19 protein-coding genes and 1 rRNA gene are annotated in these 20,067 nt (G+C 48.8%); 16 read left to right on the plus strand and 4 right to left on the minus strand.

Annotation, left to right across the window (positions count from 1 at the left end; genetic code table 11):
• Nucleotides 1–59: 59 nt before the first annotated feature.
• On the minus strand, nt 60–950 hold the full coding sequence (locus ACJHYO_RS03370) for a substrate-binding domain-containing protein (RefSeq protein WP_001298583.1): 891 nt from the start codon (nt 948–950) through the stop codon (nt 60–62).
• 35 nt (nt 951–985) lie between these two features.
• Nucleotides 986–1,840, minus strand: coding sequence for a tagatose bisphosphate family class II aldolase (locus tag ACJHYO_RS03375; RefSeq protein ID WP_001764891.1), 855 nt, complete (start codon nt 1,838–1,840; stop codon nt 986–988).
• 341 nt (nt 1,841–2,181) lie between these two features.
• On the opposite strand from ACJHYO_RS03375, the gene ACJHYO_RS03380 reads away from it, so the two are divergent.
• The 9 genes from ACJHYO_RS03380 (at nt 2,182) to ACJHYO_RS03420 (ending at nt 9,497) form a co-directional block, all read left to right on the plus strand.
• Nucleotides 2,182–3,012 (plus strand): DeoR/GlpR family DNA-binding transcription regulator, encoded by an 831-nt coding sequence (locus ACJHYO_RS03380; protein ID WP_000843962.1) that lies wholly within the window; start codon nt 2,182–2,184, stop codon nt 3,010–3,012.
• A 31-nt stretch (nt 3,013–3,043) separates the two neighbouring features.
• A complete protein-coding gene (locus ACJHYO_RS03385; protein ID WP_032158221.1) occupies nt 3,044–3,979 on the plus strand; it encodes a sugar kinase in 936 nt (311 codons plus the stop codon).
• Between the two features lie 92 nt (nt 3,980–4,071).
• Entirely contained in the window at nt 4,072–4,314 is a 243-nt protein-coding gene (locus ACJHYO_RS03390; RefSeq protein ID WP_000381170.1) for a YhdT family protein, read from the plus strand.
• A complete protein-coding gene (gene panF, locus ACJHYO_RS03395; protein ID WP_001175718.1) occupies nt 4,304–5,755 on the plus strand; it encodes a sodium/pantothenate symporter in 1,452 nt (483 codons plus the stop codon). Before ACJHYO_RS03390 ends, panF begins: the two co-directional genes overlap by 11 nt.
• 11 nt (nt 5,756–5,766) lie before the next feature.
• Nucleotides 5,767–6,648, plus strand: coding sequence for a 50S ribosomal protein L11 methyltransferase (gene prmA / locus ACJHYO_RS03400; RefSeq protein ID WP_001145827.1), 882 nt, complete (start codon nt 5,767–5,769; stop codon nt 6,646–6,648).
• A 328-nt stretch (nt 6,649–6,976) separates the two neighbouring features.
• Complete coding sequence (gene dusB / locus ACJHYO_RS03405) at nt 6,977–7,942, plus strand: tRNA dihydrouridine synthase DusB (RefSeq protein ID WP_001219652.1); 966 nt, start codon at nt 6,977–6,979, stop codon at nt 7,940–7,942.
• Nucleotides 7,943–7,967: 25 nt separating this feature from the next.
• The gene (fis, locus tag ACJHYO_RS03410) at nt 7,968–8,264 is read left to right on the plus strand and encodes a DNA-binding transcriptional regulator Fis (protein WP_000462905.1); all 297 of its coding nucleotides are present in this window, start codon (nt 7,968–7,970) and stop codon (nt 8,262–8,264) included.
• Nucleotides 8,265–8,349: 85 nt separating this feature from the next.
• Entirely contained in the window at nt 8,350–9,234 is an 885-nt protein-coding gene (gene yhdJ / locus ACJHYO_RS03415) for an adenine-specific DNA-methyltransferase (protein ID WP_085455563.1), read from the plus strand.
• A gap of 83 nt (nt 9,235–9,317) precedes the next feature.
• Complete coding sequence (locus ACJHYO_RS03420) at nt 9,318–9,497, plus strand: DUF2556 family protein (RefSeq protein ID WP_042021093.1); 180 nt, start codon at nt 9,318–9,320, stop codon at nt 9,495–9,497.
• 2 nt (nt 9,498–9,499) lie between these two features.
• On the opposite strand, the gene acrS is transcribed toward ACJHYO_RS03420, so the two are convergent.
• Nucleotides 9,500–10,162, minus strand: coding sequence for a multidrug efflux transporter transcriptional repressor AcrS (gene acrS / locus ACJHYO_RS03425; protein ID WP_001129512.1), 663 nt, complete (start codon nt 10,160–10,162; stop codon nt 9,500–9,502).
• 398 nt (nt 10,163–10,560) lie between these two features.
• Here acrS and acrE point away from each other — a divergent pair, with 398 nt between their 5' ends.
• From acrE to ACJHYO_RS03460, 7 genes are all read left to right on the plus strand, one after another.
• The gene (acrE, locus tag ACJHYO_RS03430) at nt 10,561–11,718 is read left to right on the plus strand and encodes a multidrug efflux RND transporter periplasmic adaptor subunit AcrE (protein WP_000160352.1); all 1,158 of its coding nucleotides are present in this window, start codon (nt 10,561–10,563) and stop codon (nt 11,716–11,718) included.
• A gap of 11 nt (nt 11,719–11,729) precedes the next feature.
• Nucleotides 11,730–14,834, plus strand: coding sequence for a multidrug efflux RND transporter permease subunit AcrF (gene acrF, locus ACJHYO_RS03435; protein WP_085455564.1), 3,105 nt, complete (start codon nt 11,730–11,732; stop codon nt 14,832–14,834).
• Between the two features lie 252 nt (nt 14,835–15,086).
• On the plus strand, nt 15,087–15,308 hold the full coding sequence (locus tag ACJHYO_RS03440; RefSeq protein WP_000825647.1) for a membrane protein: 222 nt from the start codon (nt 15,087–15,089) through the stop codon (nt 15,306–15,308).
• Between the two features lie 430 nt (nt 15,309–15,738).
• A complete protein-coding gene (locus tag ACJHYO_RS03445; protein ID WP_000738587.1) occupies nt 15,739–16,764 on the plus strand; it encodes an amino acid ABC transporter substrate-binding protein in 1,026 nt (341 codons plus the stop codon).
• 67 nt (nt 16,765–16,831) lie between these two features.
• Complete coding sequence (locus ACJHYO_RS03450) at nt 16,832–18,013, plus strand: amino acid ABC transporter permease (RefSeq protein WP_085455567.1); 1,182 nt, start codon at nt 16,832–16,834, stop codon at nt 18,011–18,013.
• 9 nt (nt 18,014–18,022) lie between these two features.
• Nucleotides 18,023–19,126 (plus strand): amino acid ABC transporter permease, encoded by a 1,104-nt coding sequence (locus ACJHYO_RS03455; RefSeq protein WP_085455568.1) that lies wholly within the window; start codon nt 18,023–18,025, stop codon nt 19,124–19,126.
• A 7-nt stretch (nt 19,127–19,133) separates the two neighbouring features.
• Nucleotides 19,134–19,892 (plus strand): amino acid ABC transporter ATP-binding protein, encoded by a 759-nt coding sequence (locus ACJHYO_RS03460; protein WP_000078344.1) that lies wholly within the window; start codon nt 19,134–19,136, stop codon nt 19,890–19,892.
• A gap of 62 nt (nt 19,893–19,954) precedes the next feature.
• On the opposite strand, the gene rrf is transcribed toward ACJHYO_RS03460, so the two are convergent.
• Nucleotides 19,955–20,067 (minus strand): 5S ribosomal RNA (gene rrf, locus ACJHYO_RS03465); the annotation flags it as partial.

The following is a 20,067-nucleotide window of genomic DNA, read 5'->3' on the forward strand; positions in this document are numbered from 1 at the left end:
ATGACCTCGGTGTCACAACAAAACGCCAATAACGTTTTGTTGTGAGGTGAAGATATTTACTATTTACCTGTATAAACGCCGGGTTGTACCGGGATCATTTTTTCTACCGGTTTACCATTGAGGTGATCAACAGCGGCATCAATGGCTTTAGCCCCCATTTGATCGGGATATTGCCGAATCACGGCCGCAAACGTTTTTTCACTGTCAACGGCATCACGCGCTTCTTTCATGCCGTCAAAACCAATGATTTTGATGTTGTCGTTATGCGCAGATTTTGCTGCGATAACCGCTGCTAGCGCCGCATCATCACCAAAGCCAAACAGACCATTCAGGTTGGCGTTTGCCTGCATAATGTTTTGCGCAGTCGTTAACGCTTCAGCCCGCGTAATACCAGGCTGTTCAGCAACAATTTTAATATCCGGTGTATCGCTTAACCCTTTCTTAAAACCATCAACGCGCGCAACCACCGATTGTAGTGCCGGATAAGAAATAATGGCTACAGTACCTTTACCATGCAAAAGTTTACCCATTAACTTGCCTGCTTCAACGCCTCCCGCATAGTTATCGGTCGCAACATGCGATACGACCGGAACGCCTTCCGCAGCGACGTCGACGGTGATAACGGGAATACCGGCCTTATCGGCTTTAATTATCGCTGCCTGGACGCCTTTCGAATCGACCGGAGAGATAATAATGGCATCCACTTTTTTAGTAATAAAATCCTCAACATCAGAAAGTTGTTTGTTTAAATCCTGATTGGCAATAGAGACACTTAAATTGACATTGTCTTTTTTTGCCTCTTCTTTCATGGCATTCGCAAGATCAATATAGAAAGGATGTTGTTGTGTTAATAATGACGCACCAATTTTATACTCTTTTGCCAACGAACTTTGCGAGAACAATGCCAGGCTCACCAACATAGCTGAACCAAGTAATTTAATATTTTTCATAAACAATCCTCATTATTTTTGTAGGGTACAACGTCTTAAATTTTTCCTTCACTACCACAGACGCCAATAATACGAGTTACGACTTCTTTCATGGCGGCCTTTGCGGGCTGCATATAGTGGCGAGGATCATTTGCCGCAGGATTGTTGTAGAAATATCCTTTTAACGCATCGGCAAACGCAATTTTCAATTCTGTCGCGACATTTACTTTACAAATACCGTGGCGAATACAGAGCTGAACGTCCTGTTCCGATAGGCCTGAAGCTCCATGCAACACCAGCGGAATTTCTACCAGCTGGCGAATTTGTTCCAGCCGCACAAAATCCAGACGTGGTTCATGCGCATATAAACCATGTGCAGTGCCTATTGCTACCGCCAGAGAGTCAATTTGGGTACGTTGAACAAACTCTGCAGCTGCGGCTGGTGAGGTATAAGCCGAATCTTTTTCATCCACCAGCAGATCGTCCTCCTGGCCGCCCAGACGCCCCAGTTCAGCCTCGACGCTGACATCGAAGCGATGGCAAAAGGTGGTAACTTCTTGCACTCGCGCAATGTTGTCTTCAAATGGCAAATGGGAGCCATCAATCATGACAGAACGGATCCCTGCGCGAACCTTATTAAAAATGTCATCACTCTCTTCATGATGGTCGAGATGCAGGACTAACGGCAGGTTGTACTCGCGAGCCAGCGATTGTACTAACGAAATTAAACTTCCCACGCCACCATAACGATATGTACCGGGTGTTCCCGCCAGCATAACGGGAGAGCGAAGTTGTGCAGCGCTCTCAACAACTACCTGTAAAGTTTCAAGGTTATGAATGTTGAAAGCAGGGACGGCATATCCCTCTGACTGGGCTTTTTTCAGCATGTTTTTGCTTGAAATAATATACATCGCAGCTCCTGTTATTTGTCGTTCGCCTTACAAAATGAAGAAAGAGAATCTTCACTTTCATTTTGAAAGCAAACTAGCACAGCAAAAGCAGCAAAAAGCGTGATGCATGTCGAACATCATCAAAATAACTTACAAAAAATAACTTAATTTATTTTTCACTTTGCAAGTGAAACCAATGGAAACCCTGCATAAATATGAATATATTCATTTATTTTTCAATGCATTAAGCTATTTTCGTTGCAATTTTTGACCCATGATTTTCTTTTCGAATTGTCGATATGATTGAAGGATAACTTTCAAAGAAAAATACAAGGAGCTATAGTGTTACGCATTAAAGGCCAATGAAGAGTGTTAACGTGCCGAGAAAATCGTCTAACCTACTGAAACGCAGATTAAAAATTGCAGAAATTGTTGCCGCCCAGGGTGAAATCAAAGTTGATGACTTATCTGCGCAACTTGGTGTCTCTGGCGTGACGATCCGCGGCGATCTCAGTTATCTGGAGCAACAGGGATATTTAAAGCGATCATTTGGCGGTGCTATTGCGACACCACTCTCCTCTGAACCAGAAGCGATACAACCGATCGCGCCATTGTCTCTGGCACAACAAATGGAAATAGCACGACATTGCGCACGGTTAATTCGCGATCGTGACACGCTATTTCTTGGACATGGGACAATCTGCCGTAAGATCATTCCATTGCTCAGCGAAGTGAAAAAACTGCGTCTGATCACCAACGATCCCGAACATGCGCTGCTGGCAAATCAGTTTATTGATGGCGAAATAATACTGGCTGGCAGTGAAATGTTGCGCCCCGACACCGCACTGGCCGGAAAACAGCTTGAACAGGCACTTCAGCATTTCACCATTACACATAGCATTCTGGAAATCAGCCATCTGGATGCTGATGGTACTTTAAATATCAACGTTCCCAGACTCGCCGCTGCCTGGCAGCTCTGTTTCGATCATGCCCAGAATAAGACGGTTATCGTTGCCGCCGATCCTGCGCCATCAACGGCTGCTATCGGGCATTTGCATCAGGCAGAAAATGTGATCGTCAGCCGCAGCATTAACGAACAATATCAGCAACAATTGCAGTCGGCTGATTTCGTTATCCTTTATACCAGTAATGAGTGCTTTACCTGGTCCAATCGCGAAAGGCTTCAGGAATGAGAGGGGTTTTGTGACAATAACTATCTGCGCTATGGGCGAATTGCTGGCCGAGTTTTTGTCCCGCAACCCACATCAAAAATTCACTCAGCCTGGGGAGTTTATCGGGCCATTTCCCAGCGGTGCGCCAGCAATTTTTGCTGCTCAGGTGGCAAAACTGTCCCATCGGGCCATCTTCTTTGGATGTGTTGGTAATGATGATTTTGCCCGACTCATTATAGAGCGTCTCCGTCATGAAGGTGTCATTACCGATGGGATCCATGTTATGAACAATGCCGTCACAGGTACGGCGTTCGTGAGTTATCAAAATCCCCAGCTGCGGGATTTCGTCTTTAATATCCCTAACAGCGCCTGCGGTTTGTTTACTGCCGAGCACATTGATAAGGATCTGCTTAAACAGTGTAACCATCTGCATATTGTGGGCTCATCGTTGTTCTCATTTCGCATGATCGATGTCATGCGTAAAGCAATAACGACGATCAAATCGGCTGGCGGCACCGTTTCTTTCGATCCCAATATTCGCAAAGAGATGCTGAGCATTCCTGAAATGGCGCAGGCTCTCGATTATTTGATTGAATATACGGATATTTTTATCCCCAGCGAAAGCGAACTCCCTTTCTTCGCGCGTCACAAAAATCTGTCAGAGGAACAGATTGTTAGCGATCTTCTCCACGGCGGCGTAAAACATGTGGCGATAAAACGCGCCCAGCGTGGGGCCAGCTATTACAAGCTTAAAAACGGTACATTACACGCCCAGCATGTTGCAGGTCACGATATCGAAATTATCGATCCAACGGGTGCAGGCGACTGCTTTGGCGCAACGTTTATCACTCTTTTCTTATCCGGTTTCCCGGCACACAAGGCGCTGCAATATGCAAATGCCAGCGGCGCGCTCGCCGTAATGCGGCAAGGTCCGATGGAAGGGATATCCTCACTGGCAGACATTGAAGACTTTTTGCAGCAGTACTGAACGGCAATTTTCTGTCAGATCATTTTCCCTGCCTGAAGACTTGCCGTAGAATTGCCCGTTTCTCGTATCCCCCCATGAGGAGGACCCCTTCCGTGGACACTCGTTTTGTTCAGGCCCATAAAGAGGCGCGCTGGGCGCTGGGGCTGACCCTTTTGTATCTGGCGGTATGGTTAGTAGCCGCTTACTTACCTGGCGTTGCCCCCGGTTTTACCGGCTTTCCGCGCTGGTTTGAGATGGCCTGCATCCTGACGCCGCTGCTGTTTATTGGACTGTGCTGGGCGATGGTGAAATTTATCTATCGCGATATCCCACTGGAGGATGACGATGCAGCTTGAAGTAATTCTACCGCTGGTCGCCTATCTGGTGGTGGTGTTCGGTATCTCTGTTTATGCGATGCGTAAACGGAGCACTGGCACCTTCCTTAATGAGTATTTCCTCGGCAGCCGCTCTATGGGCGGTATTGTGCTGGCGATGACGCTCACCGCGACCTATATCAGTGCCAGTTCGTTTATCGGCGGGCCTGGAGCTGCTTATAAATACGGCCTGGGCTGGGTATTGCTAGCGATGATTCAGCTTCCTGCAGTCTGGCTTTCGCTCGGTATTCTCGGCAAGAAGTTCGCAATTCTTGCGCGCCGCTACAATGCGGTGACGCTGAACGATATGCTGTTTGCCCGCTACCAGAGTCGTCTTCTGGTATGGCTGGCGAGTTTGAGTTTGCTGGTTGCGTTCGTTGGTGCGATGACCGTGCAGTTTATCGGCGGTGCGCGCCTGCTGGAAACCGCGGCGGGTATTCCTTATGAAACCGGGCTGCTGATTTTCGGTATCAGCATTGCGTTGTATACCGCCTTTGGCGGCTTTCGCGCCAGCGTGCTGAACGACACCATGCAAGGGCTGGTGATGCTGATTGGCACCGTTGTGCTGCTTATTGGCGTGGTACATGCCGCAGGTGGTTTAAGTAATGCGGTAGACACGCTGCAAACCATCGATCCGCAACTGGTTACGCCACAAGGCGCTGACGATATTCTGTCGCCTGCCTTTATGACGTCGTTCTGGGTACTGGTGTGCTTTGGCGTTATAGGCCTGCCGCATACTGCGGTGCGCTGTATCTCTTATAAAGACAGCAAAGCCGTACATCGGGGAATCATTATCGGTACGATTGTAGTCGCAATCCTGATGTTCGGTATGCATCTGGCCGGAGCGTTAGGTCGGGCGGTGATCCCCGATCTCACCGTACCGGATCTGGTGATCCCAACGTTAATGGTAAAAGTGCTGCCACCGTTTGCTGCCGGGATCTTCCTGGCTGCGCCTATGGCTGCGATCATGTCGACAATTAACGCCCAACTGCTGCAAAGTTCCGCTACGATCATTAAAGATCTCTATCTGAATATCCGTCCGGATCAAATGCAAAACGAGACGCGTCTGAAGCGGATGTCGGCGGTGATCACGTTGGTTCTCGGTGCGTTGCTGCTGCTTGCCGCCTGGAAGCCGCCAGAAATGATCATCTGGCTGAATTTGCTGGCCTTCGGTGGGCTGGAAGCCGTTTTCCTGTGGCCGCTGGTGCTGGGTCTTTACTGGGAACGCGCCAACGCCAAAGGCGCGCTAAGTGCGATGATCGTTGGCGGCGTGCTGTATGCCGTACTCGCGACGCTGAATATTCAGTACCTGGGCTTCCACCCTATCGTGCCCTCGTTACTACTAAGTTTGCTGGCTTTCCTGGTCGGAAACCGTTTCGGTACATCCGTCCCGCAAGCTACCGTTTTGACTACTGATAAATAAAGAGTTTTGCCATGCCTTGGATCCAACTGAAACTGAACACTACCGGCGCGAACGCGGAAGATCTTAGCGATGCGCTGATGGAAGCGGGTGCCGTTTCTATCACTTTTCAGGATACCCACGATACGCCAGTATTTGAGCCGCTGCCGGGCGAAACGCGCCTGTGGGGCGACACCGATGTGATTGGTCTGTTCGACGCTGAAACCGATATGAACGACGTGGTGGCGATTCTGGAAAACCATCCGCTGCTCGGCGCGGGCTTCGCGCATAAAATCGAACAACTGGAAGATAAAGACTGGGAGCGCGAATGGATGGATAATTTCCACCCGATGCGCTTTGGTGAACGACTGTGGATCTGCCCAAGCTGGCGTGATGTGCCGGACGAAAACGCCGTCAACGTGATGTTAGACCCAGGGCTGGCGTTTGGTACGGGTACCCATCCAACTACCTCTCTGTGCCTGCAATGGCTCGACAGCCTCGATTTAACCGGTAAAACAGTCATCGACTTTGGCTGCGGTTCCGGCATTCTGGCTATCGCGGCGCTGAAACTGGGTGCAGCAAAAGCCATTGGTATTGATATTGATCCGCAGGCGATTCAGGCCAGCCGCGACAACGCTGAACGTAATGGCGTTTCTGATCGTCTGGAACTCTACTTACCGAAAGATCAGCCAGAAGAAATGAAAGCCGACGTGGTGGTCGCTAACATCCTTGCAGGTCCATTACGTGAACTGGCACCGTTAATCAGCGTCCTGCCAGTTTCAGGCGGTTTGCTGGGCCTTTCCGGTATTCTGGCAAGCCAGGCAGAGAGCGTTTGCGAAGCTTATGCCGACAGCTTCGCTCTGGACCCGGTCGTGGAAAAAGAAGAGTGGTGCCGCATTACCGGTCGTAAGAATTAACCTTCGCATCGCCGTATGGCGACGCAGAGCGAAGTGCGAGCGATGTCACAAAAGGCACGTTAATTTGCCGATTATTTACGCAAATTTGCGTGCCAAAATTTTCATTCATAAAGAAAAATTGAGAACTTACTCAAATTTCTTTGAGTGTAAATTTTAGTCACTACTTTCTAATATGATGATTTTTATGAGTAATTATCGCGCTACGCTCATTTTAAATGCAATTCTTTGATCCATCTCAGAGGATTGGTCAAAGTTTGGCCTTTCATCTCGTGCAAAAAATGCGTAATATACGCCGCCTTGCAGTCACAGTATGGTCATTTCTTAACTCATGCGCATCGGACAATATCAGCTCAGAAATCGCCTGATCGCAGCGCCCATGGCTGGCATTACAGACAGACCTTTTCGGACGTTGTGCTACGAGATGGGAGCCGGATTGACAGTATCCGAGATGATGTCTTCTAACCCACAGGTTTGGGAAAGCGACAAATCTCGTTTACGGATGGTGCACATTGATGAACCCGGTATTCGCACCGTGCAAATTGCTGGTAGCGATCCGAAAGAAATGGCAGATGCAGCACGTATTAACGTGGAAAGCGGTGCCCAGATTATTGATATCAATATGGGTTGCCCGGCTAAAAAAGTGAATCGCAAGCTCGCAGGTTCAGCCCTCTTGCAGTACCCGGATGTCGTTAAATCGATCCTTACCGAGGTCGTCAATGCAGTGGACGTTCCTGTTACCCTGAAAATTCGCACTGGCTGGGCACCGGAACACCGTAACTGCGAAGAGATTGCCCAACTGGCTGAAGACTGTGGCATTCAGGCTCTGACCATTCATGGCCGTACACGCGCCTGTTTGTTCAATGGAGAAGCTGAGTACGACAGTATTCGGGCAGTTAAGCAGAAAGTTTCCATTCCGGTTATCGCGAATGGTGACATTACTGACCCGCTTAAAGCCAGAGCTGTGCTCGACTATACAGGGGCGGATGCCCTGATGATAGGCCGCGCAGCTCAGGGAAGACCCTGGATCTTTCGGGAAATCCAGCATTATCTGGACACTGGGGAGTTGCTGCCCCCGCTGCCTTTGGCAGAGGTTAAGCGCTTGCTTTGCGCGCACGTTCGGGAACTGCATGACTTTTATGGTCCGGCAAAAGGGTACCGAATTGCACGTAAACACGTTTCCTGGTATCTCCAGGAACACGCTCCAAATGACCAGTTTCGGCGCACATTCAACGCCATTGAGGATGCCAGCGAACAGCTGGAGGCGTTGGAGGCATACTTCGAAAATTTTGCGTAAACAGAAATAAAGAGCTGACAGAACTATGTTCGAACAACGCGTAAATTCTGACGTACTGACCGTTTCTACCGTTAACTCTCAGGATCAGGTAACCCAAAAACCCCTGCGTGACTCGGTTAAACAGGCACTGAAGAACTATTTTGCTCAACTGAATGGTCAGGATGTGAATGACCTCTATGAGCTGGTACTGGCTGAAGTAGAACAGCCCCTGTTGGACATGGTGATGCAATACACCCGTGGTAACCAGACCCGTGCTGCTCTGATGATGGGCATCAACCGTGGTACGCTGCGTAAAAAATTGAAAAAATACGGCATGAACTAATTCAGGTTAGCTAAATGCTTGATTAAAAAGGCGCTACTCGGCATGGGGAAGCGCCTTTTTTATAGGTGTCACAAAGGGAGTGACCATGAGAACAGGATGTGAACCGACCCGATTTGGTAATGAAGCAAAGACCATCATCCAGGGTGATGCATTAACCGAACTTAAAAAGATCCCCGCCGAAAGTGTCGATCTGATCTTTGCCGACCCACCGTATAACATCGGTAAAAATTTTGATGGTCTGATCGAAGCCTGGAAAGAAGATCTGTTTATCGACTGGCTGTTTGAAGTGATTGCAGAGTGCCATCGCGTTCTGAAAAAGCAGGGCAGCATGTACATCATGAATAGCACGGAAAACATGCCCTTTATCGATCTCCAGTGCCGCAAGCTTTTTACCATCAAAAGTCGCATCGTCTGGTCATATGACAGTTCTGGAGTGCAGGCGAAAAAACACTACGGCTCCATGTACGAACCCATCCTGATGATGGTGAAAGACGCAAAGAACTACACGTTCAACGGTGATGCTATTCTGGTAGAAGCCAAAACCGGATCGCAGCGCGCGTTGATCAATTATCGCAAAAATCCTCCACAGCCTTACAATCATCAAAAAGTACCGGGTAACGTCTGGGATTTTCCGCGCGTGCGTTATTTGATGGATGAATATGAAAACCACCCGACGCAAAAACCGGAAGCCTTGCTGAAACGCATTATTCTCGCCTCTTCCAACCCAGGCGATATCGTTCTCGACCCGTTTGCCGGTAGCTTTACTACCGGTGCCGTAGCCGTCGCCAGCGGGCGAAAATTCATTGGTATTGAGATCAACAGCGAGTACATCAAAATGGGGCTTCGACGGCTGGATGTCGCGTCGCATTACTCTGCGGAAGAACTGGCGAAAGTGAAAAAAAGAAAGACCGGCAACCTGTCAAAACGAAGCCGGTTAAGCGAAGTTGACCCCGATCTCATTACAAAGTAAAGGAAGTGTAAGCCTGGTTTTCAGATTATTCATTTCGTGTATATTTCCTGCCAGACTTGGTTAAACATGCACAGGCTCAGGTAATGATTCGCAGGTATTGGTGGCTCGTCGTTTTCGCTGTCTTCGTTTTTCTGTTTGATACTTTACTGATGCAGTGGATTGAACTGCTGGCAACAGAAACAGACAAATGCCGCAATATGAACTCAGTTAATCCACTAAAACTGGTTAACTGTGACGAACTGAATTTTCAGGACAGAATGTGAATTTATATGACACTTAATTCATTCGTTTTATGAATTAATTTCGTTATGTTTTCATCTGGCATGAACATTCTTAATACGTTATCGACCAGTGCGGGTGCTTGTTTATAAAGGTCATAACACGCCATATTCATTAACCAGTTTTGAACAATTCCGCTGAAGGCACCATCAATAATAATCATCACAACATCTAAATCGAGATTATTTGCTACACAACCTTGTTGCTGACACGCCTGCAATACTTCGCGGAGAGTCTGCGGATTAAAGCCCATCTTTTCGCGTATCACTCCCTCGGCCAGCATCTCATCATTAAATTCACATTTGTGATATAAGATTTTCAGCAACGCCTGCTGGCGGGGAATTTTGGCAATATATTGCAAACCGACAATCAATTTTTCACGCAATTGCTGAAACGGGTCATGCTCTAACCCAGCGGTCAAGTAATCCTGGATTAACTCCCGCAATGAAGGCTGTTGCAACCACATCTCATTAAACAGTTGAGTCTTGTTTTCGAAGTGCCAGTAGATAGCGCCACGCGTAACGTTAGCAGCGTCGGCAATGTCGTTGAGCGTCGTCTTGCTTACGCCATGCTGCGCAAACTGGGCGATGGCAGTTTCAATCAGTTCTTGCCGGGTCTTCAGGGCTTCAGCTTTGGTTCTTTTTGCCATGATTAATTATTCAGGAAATAAATATATTCAACACAGGATGAGAAAATAGCGAAGGTTAATCTATCACCTAATGTGTATTTATACGAGAGGCTAATATTGCGTTGCTATAAATCGTCAAATAAATGATATGTATTATTTACCTAAAATACATTCACCCTACCTATATATATTTCAATTTACGAGGCTTTAATTCTACTTCTTTAAATCCGCGTCAAAATAAAACAATAGGATATTAATCTTTTTTTGTGTTTATGTGCCTTGAGTCGCCAGTATTCATAACTATTCCTTACATCGACGAATGATAATTTGTAGGATAGCGAACTGTATTTTTCTTTCTGCGAGTTAACGCATTGCCTTTTTGGGCAAATAACGCGCTTTTGGTTTTTTGAGGAATAGTAATGACGAAACATGCCAGGTTTTTCCTCCTGCCCTCCTTTATTCTGATCTCCGCGGCTTTAATCGCCGGTTGTAACGATAAGGGAGAAGAGAAAGCTCACGTCGGTGAACCGCAGGTTACCGTTCATATTGTGAAAACGGCCCCGTTAGAAGTTAAGACTGAATTACCAGGCCGCACCAATGCTTACCGTATAGCCGAAGTTCGCCCACAGGTTAGCGGGATCGTACTGAATCGCAATTTCACTGAAGGCAGCGATGTGCAAGCAGGCCAGTCCCTGTACCAGATCGATCCCGCGACCTATCAGGCAAGTTATGACAGCGCGAAAGGCGAACTAGCGAAAAGTGAAGCCGCCGCCGCCATCGCGCATTTGACGGTAAAACGTTACGTTCCGCTCGTGGGTACGAAATACATCAGTCAGCAGGAGTACGACCAGGCCATTGCTGATGCTCGCCAGGCCGATGCCACCGTGATTGCCGCAAAAGCCACAGTTGAAAGCGCTCGCATCAATCTCGCTTATACCAAAGTGACTGCGCCTATTAGCGGACGTATCGGCAAATCGACTGTGACCGAAGGCGCTCTTGTCACTAATGGGCAAACGACTGAACTGGCGACTGTCCAGCAGCTCGATCCTATCTACGTTGATGTGACCCAATCCAGCAACGATTTTATGAGGCTGAAGCAATCCGTAGAGCAAGGAAATTTGCATAAGGAAAACGCCACCAGCAACGTAGAGTTGGTCATGGAGAACGGTCAAACCTATCCCCTGAAAGGTACGCTGCAATTCTCCGATGTGACCGTTGATGAAAGCACCGGCTCCATAACCCTACGTGCTGTCTTCCCTAACCCGCAACATACGCTTTTGCCGGGTATGTTTGTGCGCGCACGGATTGATGAAGGCGTCCAACCTGACGCCATTCTTATCCCGCAACAAGGCGTTAGCCGCACACCACGTGGTGATGCAACCGTGCTGATTGTTAACAATAAAAGTCAGGTTGAAGCGCGCCCTGTCGTTGCCAGTCAGGCGATTGGCGATAAATGGTTGATTAGCGAAGGTCTGAAATCTGGCGATCAAGTCATTGTCAGCGGCCTGCAAAAAGCGCGTCCGGGAGAGCAGGTTAAAGCCACTACCGATACCCCCGCAGATACTGCATCGAAGTAAGGCAATCTGACATGGCAAACTTTTTTATTCGACGACCGATATTTGCATGGGTGCTGGCCATTATTCTGATGATGGCGGGCGCACTGGCGATCCTACAATTGCCCGTCGCCCAGTATCCAACCATTGCGCCGCCTGCGGTTTCTGTTTCGGCAAACTATCCGGGTGCTGATGCGCAGACCGTGCAGGATACAGTGACGCAGGTTATCGAACAGAATATGAACGGTATCGATAACCTGATGTATATGTCCTCCACCAGCGATTCCGCCGGTAGCGTGACAATTACCCTTACCTTCCAGTCCGGGACCGATCCTGATATCGCGCAAGTACAGGTGCAGAACAAACTCCAGCTCGCCACGCCGTTGCTGCCGCAGGAGGTTCAGCAGCAGGGGATCAGTGTTGAAAAGTCCAGTAGCAGCTATTTGATGGTGGCGGGCTTTGTCTCTGATAACCCTAGCACCACACAGGACGATATCTCGGACTATGTGGCCTCTAACGTTAAAGATACGCTTAGCCGTCTGAATGGCGTCGGTGACGTACAGCTTTTCGGCGCACAGTATGCGATGCGTATCTGGCTGGACGCCGATCTGCTAAACAAATATAAACTGACACCGGTTGATGTGATTAACCAGTTGAAGGTACAGAACGATCAGATCGCTGCCGGACAGTTGGGCGGAACGCCAGCGTTACCAGGGCAACAGTTGAACGCCTCGATTATTGCTCAGACGCGGTTAAAAAATCCGGAAGAATTCGGCAAAGTGACCCTGCGCGTAAACAGTGACGGCTCGGTGGTACGCCTGAAAGATGTCGCACGGGTTGAACTTGGCGGTGAAAACTATAACGTTATCGCTCGTATCAACGGAAAACCGGCGGCGGGCCTGGGGATTAAGCTGGCAACCGGCGCGAATGCTCTCGATACCGCGAAAGCCATTAAGGCAAAACTGGCGGAATTACAGCCATTCTTCCCGCAGGGAATGAAGGTTCTCTACCCTTATGACACCACGCCTTTCGTCCAGCTTTCTATCCAGGAAGTGGTGAAAACGCTGTTCGAAGCCATTATCCTGGTATTCCTGGTGATGTATCTGTTCTTGCAGAACATGCGAGCAACATTGATACCCACCATTGCTGTACCTGTCGTGTTGTTAGGGACATTTGCCATACTCGCCGCTTTTGGTTACTCCATCAATACGCTAACGATGTTTGGGATGGTACTTGCCATCGGACTTCTTGTTGATGATGCGATAGTCGTTGTGGAGAACGTCGAGCGCGTAATGATGGAGGATAAACTCCCCCCCAGAGAAGCGACGGAAAAATCGATGTCGCAAATCCAGGGCGCGCTGGTAGGTATCGCGATGGTACTGTCGGCGGTATTTATTCCGATGGCATTCTTCGGTGGCTCAACAGGGGCAATTTATCGACAGTTCTCTATCACTATTGTTTCAGCAATGGCGCTTTCAGTACTGGTTGCGCTGATTCTCACCCCCGCGTTATGTGCAACATTGCTGAAACCAGTCTCTGCCGAGCATCACGAAAATAAGGGAGGATTCTTCGGCTGGTTTAACACCACTTTCGATCATAGCGTTAATCACTACACCAATAGCGTTGGCAAAATCCTCGGTTCCACAGGGCGATATTTACTGATCTATGCGCTGATTGTTGCAGGAATGGTGGTGTTGTTTTTACGTCTTCCGTCTTCCTTCTTACCTGAAGAGGATCAGGGTGTCTTTCTGACCATGATTCAGTTACCCGCTGGCGCGACGCAAGAGCGGACGCAAAAAGTGTTGGATCAAGTGACGGATTACTATCTGAAGAACGAGAAAGCGAACGTTGAAAGTGTCTTTACAGTTAACGGCTTTAGCTTCAGCGGCCAGGCACAAAACGCCGGTATGGCCTTCGTCAGTCTGAAACCGTGGGAAGAGCGTAGTGGTGACGAAAACAGTGCGGAAGCAGTAATCCATCGTGCCAAAATGGAATTGGGCAAGATCCGCGACGGTTTTGTCATTCCATTCAATATGCCAGCCATTGTTGAACTGGGCACGGCAACGGGTTTCGACTTTGAGTTAATTGATCAGGCTGGGCTGGGTCACGATGCCCTGACCCAGGCCCGTAACCAGTTGCTTGGCATGGCGGCGCAACATCCTGCCAGCTTAGTCAGCGTGCGCCCTAATGGCCTGGAAGACACCGCGCAGTTTAAACTGGAAGTTGACCAGGAAAAGGCGCAGGCATTAGGTGTTTCACTTTCTGACATCAATCAGACCATTTCAACGGCGTTGGGTGGGACTTACGTTAACGACTTCATCGACCGTGGTCGCGTGAAAAAGGTGTATGTTCAGGCGGATGCCAAATTCCGTATGCTGCCAGAAGATGTCGATAAACTTTATGTCCGCAGCGCCAACGGCGAAATGGTGCCATTCTCTGCCTTTACCACTTCACATTGGGTGTATGGCTCTCCGCGACTGGAACGCTACAACGGTCTGCCGTCAATGGAGATTCAGGGGGAAGCCGCGCCAGGAACCAGTTCCGGCGATGCCATGGCGTTGATGGAAAACCTTGCATCAAAATTACCGGCGGGCATTGGTTATGACTGGACGGGTATGTCATATCAGGAACGTTTATCGGGAAACCAGGCTCCCGCTCTGGTAGCAATTTCCTTTGTGGTTGTTTTCCTGTGCCTTGCTGCACTCTATGAAAGCTGGTCAATTCCTGTCTCGGTTATGTTGGTCGTGCCGTTAGGGATTGTCGGCGTGCTACTGGCGGCAACACTCTTTAATCAAAAAAATGACGTCTACTTTATGGTGGGCTTGCTAACGACAATTGGCTTGTCGGCCAAAAACGCTATTTTGATTGTTGAGTTCGCTAAAGATCTCATGGAGAAAGAGGGTAAAGGTGTTGTTGAAGCGACACTAATGGCAGTACGTATGCGTCTGCGTCCTATCCTGATGACCTCTCTCGCCTTTATTCTCGGCGTATTACCGCTGGCTATCAGTAACGGGGCCGGCAGTGGCGCGCAAAACGCAGTCGGTATCGGGGTAATGGGCGGAATGGTCTCTGCAACGTTGCTGGCAATCTTCTTCGTGCCAGTGTTCTTTGTGGTGATCCGTCGATGCTTTAAAGGATAAATCAGAAACATAAAGGCGCTTTCAGGCGCCTTTTTTATTTTCAGTGAACCCCATAAAAATTAATAAGATATTCTTCTTCTCACTCTTTAAAAACTTTCTATAGTTCCCGCTCCCTTCACTATTTTTACAATTCACATAAATTGTCATTATTCATTCCGCAAGATTTATAACCTCCAGTGATAAAATGTCATTCAGCTCGTTAATAAGAGAGTTAACTTATTAAGCGTTAGCGTTTATTACTGAGGTAACACCATGAAAAGATTAATTCCTGTGACATTGCTCACCGCATTGCTGGCGGGCTGTGCTCACGATTCGCCCTGCGTTCCGGTTTATGACGATCAGGGTCGTCTGGTTCACACCAATACCTGTATGAAAGGCACGACTCAGGATAACTGGGAAACGGCTGGGGCTATTGCCGGCGGGGCAGCAGCTGTTGCTGGCCTGACGATGGGGATCATCGCTCTGTCGAAATAACTAAACAGGGCGCGGAGCTCCGCGCTCTTTTTAACGATACAGTATCTTTCCATAAGATAAAATATTGCTATATTCTTCTGGGTAATTCCCTCCTGATTTAGCATGTTATATCGCGTTATTTCGCTGCTTTCGAAATAACGCATCGATTTAATTTTCACACTTCCCACCAGAATTATACTCACGCTAACAATCATTATTCTGCTTAGTAAAAAACGCGTAAATATTTTGCGCCAAAATGTGGCGCATGTTTCATTTTCGCACCATTGCGGGGCGCTGTTTTTATTATTTCCTGTCTACACTCAGCTTATTGCGACGCAAAATCGTGCGCAAAAGCTGGCACTACTTTTGCTTATAAGAGGATGGCCACAGACAGGTAAAAGACGTTTCCCAAACGTCCTATAACGATAATTTTCGCCTCACAGGAAGCATTATGAAAAAGATGATGATAGCCACACTGGCTGCCGCCAGCGTGCTGCTTGCCGTTGCAAATCAGGCGCATGCTGGCGCGACGCTTGATGCCGTTCAGAAAAAAGGGTTTGTGCAATGCGGGATCAGTGATGGATTACCTGGGTTCTCTTATGCCGATGCTGACGGTAAGTTTTCAGGTATTGATGTAGATGTTTGTCGTGGTGTTGCGGCAGCTGTATTTGGTGACGACACGAAAGTGAAATATACCCCGCTCACTGCAAAAGAACGCTTCACCGCTTTACAGTCAGGGGAGGTGGATTTGCTCTCCCGTAATACGACCTGGACTTCATCTCGCGATGCCGGGATGGGAATGGCATTTACTGGCGTCACTTATTACGACGGCATTGGCTTCCTGACGCACGATAAAGCGGGGCTAAAAAGCGCGAAAGAACTGGATGGCGCTACCGTCTGTATTCAGGCGGGTACTGATACTGAACTCAATGTTGCCGATTACTTCAAGGCAAACAATATGAAGTACACGCCAGTAACCTTCGATCGCTCAGACGAATCAGCGAAGGCTCTGGAATCTGGCCGCTGCGATACTCTGGCCTCGGATCAATCACAACTGTATGCCCTGCGCATCAAATTAAGCAACCCAACTGAATGGATTGTCTTACCGGAAGTTATCTCTAAAGAACCACTTGGGCCGGTAGTTCGTCGTGGCGATGATGAATGGTTCTCGATTGTACGCTGGACGCTTTTCGCCATGCTGAATGCTGAAGAGATGGGCATCAATTCCCAGAACGTCGATGAAAAAGCGGCTAATCCAGCAACGCCCGATATGGCCCATCTGCTGGGTAAAGAGGGCGATTACGGCAAGGATCTGAAGCTGGATAATAAATGGGCTTACAACATCATCAAACAGGTGGGTAACTACTCGGAAATTTTTGAGCGTAACGTAGGTTCAGAAAGCCCGCTGAAAATTAAACGTGGGCAAAATAATCTCTGGAATAACGGCGGTATTCAGTACGCGCCGCCCGTGCGTTAAGTCGGTGTGAGGTAACGAGCGTCGCTACGGCGGCGCTCTCTTCAGCGTTATGCTTTCCGAGGTTTCTATGTCTCATCGCCGCTCAACCGTTAAAGGCTCACTCTCCTTTGCCAACCCTACGGTTCGCGCCTGGTTATTCCAGATCCTTGCCGTTATTGCTGTTGTCGGCATTGTTGGTTGGCTATTTCACAACACTGTGACGAATCTCAGTAATCGTGGCATTACTTCAGGTTTTGCCTTTCTGGATCGCGGCGCTGGCTTCGGTATTGTCCAGCATTTGATCGATTACCAGCAGGGTGATACCTACGGACGCGTTTTCATTGTTGGCTTACTCAATACGCTACTGGTTTCTGCATTGTGTATTGTATTCGCTTCTGTTCTGGGCTTCTTTATCGGTCTGGCGCGACTTTCGGATAACTGGCTGCTACGAAAGCTTTCCACAATTTATATTGAGATCTTCCGTAATATTCCGCCGCTGCTGCAAATCTTCTTCTGGTACTTTGCCGTGTTGCGCAATTTGCCCGGACCACGCCAGGCTGTGAGCGCGTTTGATCTGGCCTTTTTGAGCAATCGTGGGCTTTATATTCCATCGCCGCAGCTGGGAGACGGATTTATTGCGTTTATCGTGACTGTTGTTATTGCTATAGCCATTTCTGTTGGACTATTCCGTTTTAATAAAACGTACCAGATAAAGACCGGACAATTGCGCCGAACCTGGCCGGTCGCCGTTATGTTGATCATAGGTTTGCCTTTACTGGCGCAATGGCTTTTTGGCGCAGCACTACACTGGGATGTTCCATCCCTACGAGGCTTTAACTTCCGTGGCGGGATGGTTTTAATTCCTGAACTGGCAGCCTTAACGCTGGCGCTTTCGGTTTATACCTCTGCATTTATCGCCGAGATTATCCGCGCTGGGATCCAGGCAGTGCCTTATGGTCAACATGAAGCTGCTCGGTCACTGGGATTACCCAACCCGGTTACGCTACGCCAGGTCATTATTCCCCAGGCACTGCGGGTGATTATTCCACCGTTAACCAGCCAGTATCTCAACATCGTCAAAAACTCCTCTCTTGCCGCCGCGATTGGCTATCCCGATATGGTTTCGCTGTTTGCTGGCACCGTGCTGAACCAGACGGGGCAAGCCATCGAGACGATAGCCATGACCATGTCGGTCTATCTGATTATCAGCCTGACTATCTCGCTGCTGATGAATATCTATAACCGCCGCATCGCGATCGTTGAACGCTAAGGAGTCATGATGACAAAAGTATTGCTGTCTCATCCCCCGCGCCCGGCGAGCCATAACTCAAGCCGCGCGATGGTGTGGGTGCGAAAAAATCTGTTCTCCAGCTTGAGCAATAGCCTACTGACTATTGGCTGCATATGGTTGATGTGGGAACTGATCCCACCGTTGCTGAACTGGGCATTTTTGCAGGCTAACTGGGTTGGCTCAACGCGTGCCGACTGCACAAAAGCCGGTGCCTGTTGGGTCTTCATCCACGAACGATTTGGTCAGTTTATGTATGGGCTTTACCCACACGACCAACGCTGGCGAATTAACCTCGCATTACTGATTGGGCTTGTGTCGATCGCACCAATGTTCTGGAAAATACTCCCGCATCGCGGTCGCTATATTGCGGTATGGGCGGTGATTTACCCATTGATTGTCTGGTGGCTGATGTATGGCGGGTTTCTTGGTCTTGAGCGGGTTGAAACCCGGCAATGGGGCGGGCTGACGCTAACTTTAATTATTGCATCAGTTGGGATTGCGGGGGCGCTGCCGTGGGGGATCTTACTGGCGTTAGGTCGCCGCTCCCATATGCCGATTGTGCGTATCTTATCGGTCATTTTTATCGAGTTCTGGCGCGGTGTACCGCTGATAACCGTTCTGTTTATGTCTTCGGTCATGCTGCCGTTGTTTATGGCAGAAGGCACCAGTATCGACAAATTGATCCGCGCGCTGGTTGGCGTGATCCTATTTCAGTCAGCATATGTTGCGGAAGTCGTGCGAGGCGGATTACAGGCGCTGCCTAAAGGGCAATATGAAGCGGCAGAGTCGCTGGCGTTGGGTTACTGGAAAACCCAGAGGCTGGTTATTCTGCCACAGGCGTTGAAGCTGGTGATTCCTGGGCTGGTAAATACCATCATCGCACTCTTCAAAGATACCAGCCTGGTGATCATCATCGGGTTGTTCGATCTTTTCAGTAGCGTTCAGCAGGCAACCGTTGATCCCGCCTGGTTGGGTATGTCGACGGAAGGGTATGTTTTCGCCGCACTGATCTACTGGATCTTCTGTTTCAGCATGTCACGTTATAGCCAACATCTGGAAAAACGTTTTAACACCGGGCGTACACCGCATTGAGGACACTATGAGCCAAATTTTACTGCAACCTGCTAACGCGATGATTACGCTGGAAAACGTCAATAAATGGTATGGGCAATTCCATGTTTTGAAAAATATAAATTTAACCGTGCAACCGGGAGAACGGATCGTTCTGTGTGGCCCTTCTGGTTCCGGTAAATCGACAACCATTCGTTGTATTAATCATCTGGAAGAACATCAACAGGGACGGATCGTGGTGGATGGCATCGAACTTAATGAAGATATCCGCAATATTGAGCGCGTCAGGCAGGAAGTGGGAATGGTCTTTCAGCATTTCAATCTCTTCCCTCATCTGACCGTGTTACAGAACTGTACCCTGGCACCGATTTGGGTACGCAAGATGCCAAAGAAAGAGGCTGAAGCTCTGGCGATGCATTACCTTGAGCGGGTGAGAATTGCCGAACATGCCCAGAAGTTTCCCGGACAGATTTCTGGTGGTCAGCAGCAACGTGTTGCCATAGCACGTTCGCTGTGTATGAAGCCGAAAATTATGTTGTTTGATGAGCCAACGTCGGCGCTCGATCCTGAGATGGTGAAAGAGGTGCTGGATACGATGATTGGGCTGGCGCAGTCGGGTATGACAATGTTGTGTGTAACACATGAGATGGGGTTTGCACGAACCGTCGCTGACCGGGTGATTTTTATGGATCGTGGGGAAATAGTGGAGCAAGCTGCACCTGATGAATTTTTTGCGCATCCTAAATCAGAGCGTACGAGGGCATTTTTATCGCAGGTAATCCATTAATTGAATGTTAGTTCGAAAAGCAAAAAGGCCATCCTTTCGGATGGCCTTTCGCTTGATTTGATGTCTGGCAGTTCCCTACTCTCGCATGGGGAGACCCCACACTACCATCGGCGCTACGGCGTTTCACTTCTGAGTTCGGCATGGGGTCAGGTGGGACCACCGCGCTAAGGCCGCC

It is taken from the genome of Escherichia sp. WS1118, assembly GCF_046487695.1.
Lineage (GTDB): Bacteria > Pseudomonadota > Gammaproteobacteria > Enterobacterales > Enterobacteriaceae > Escherichia > Escherichia coli.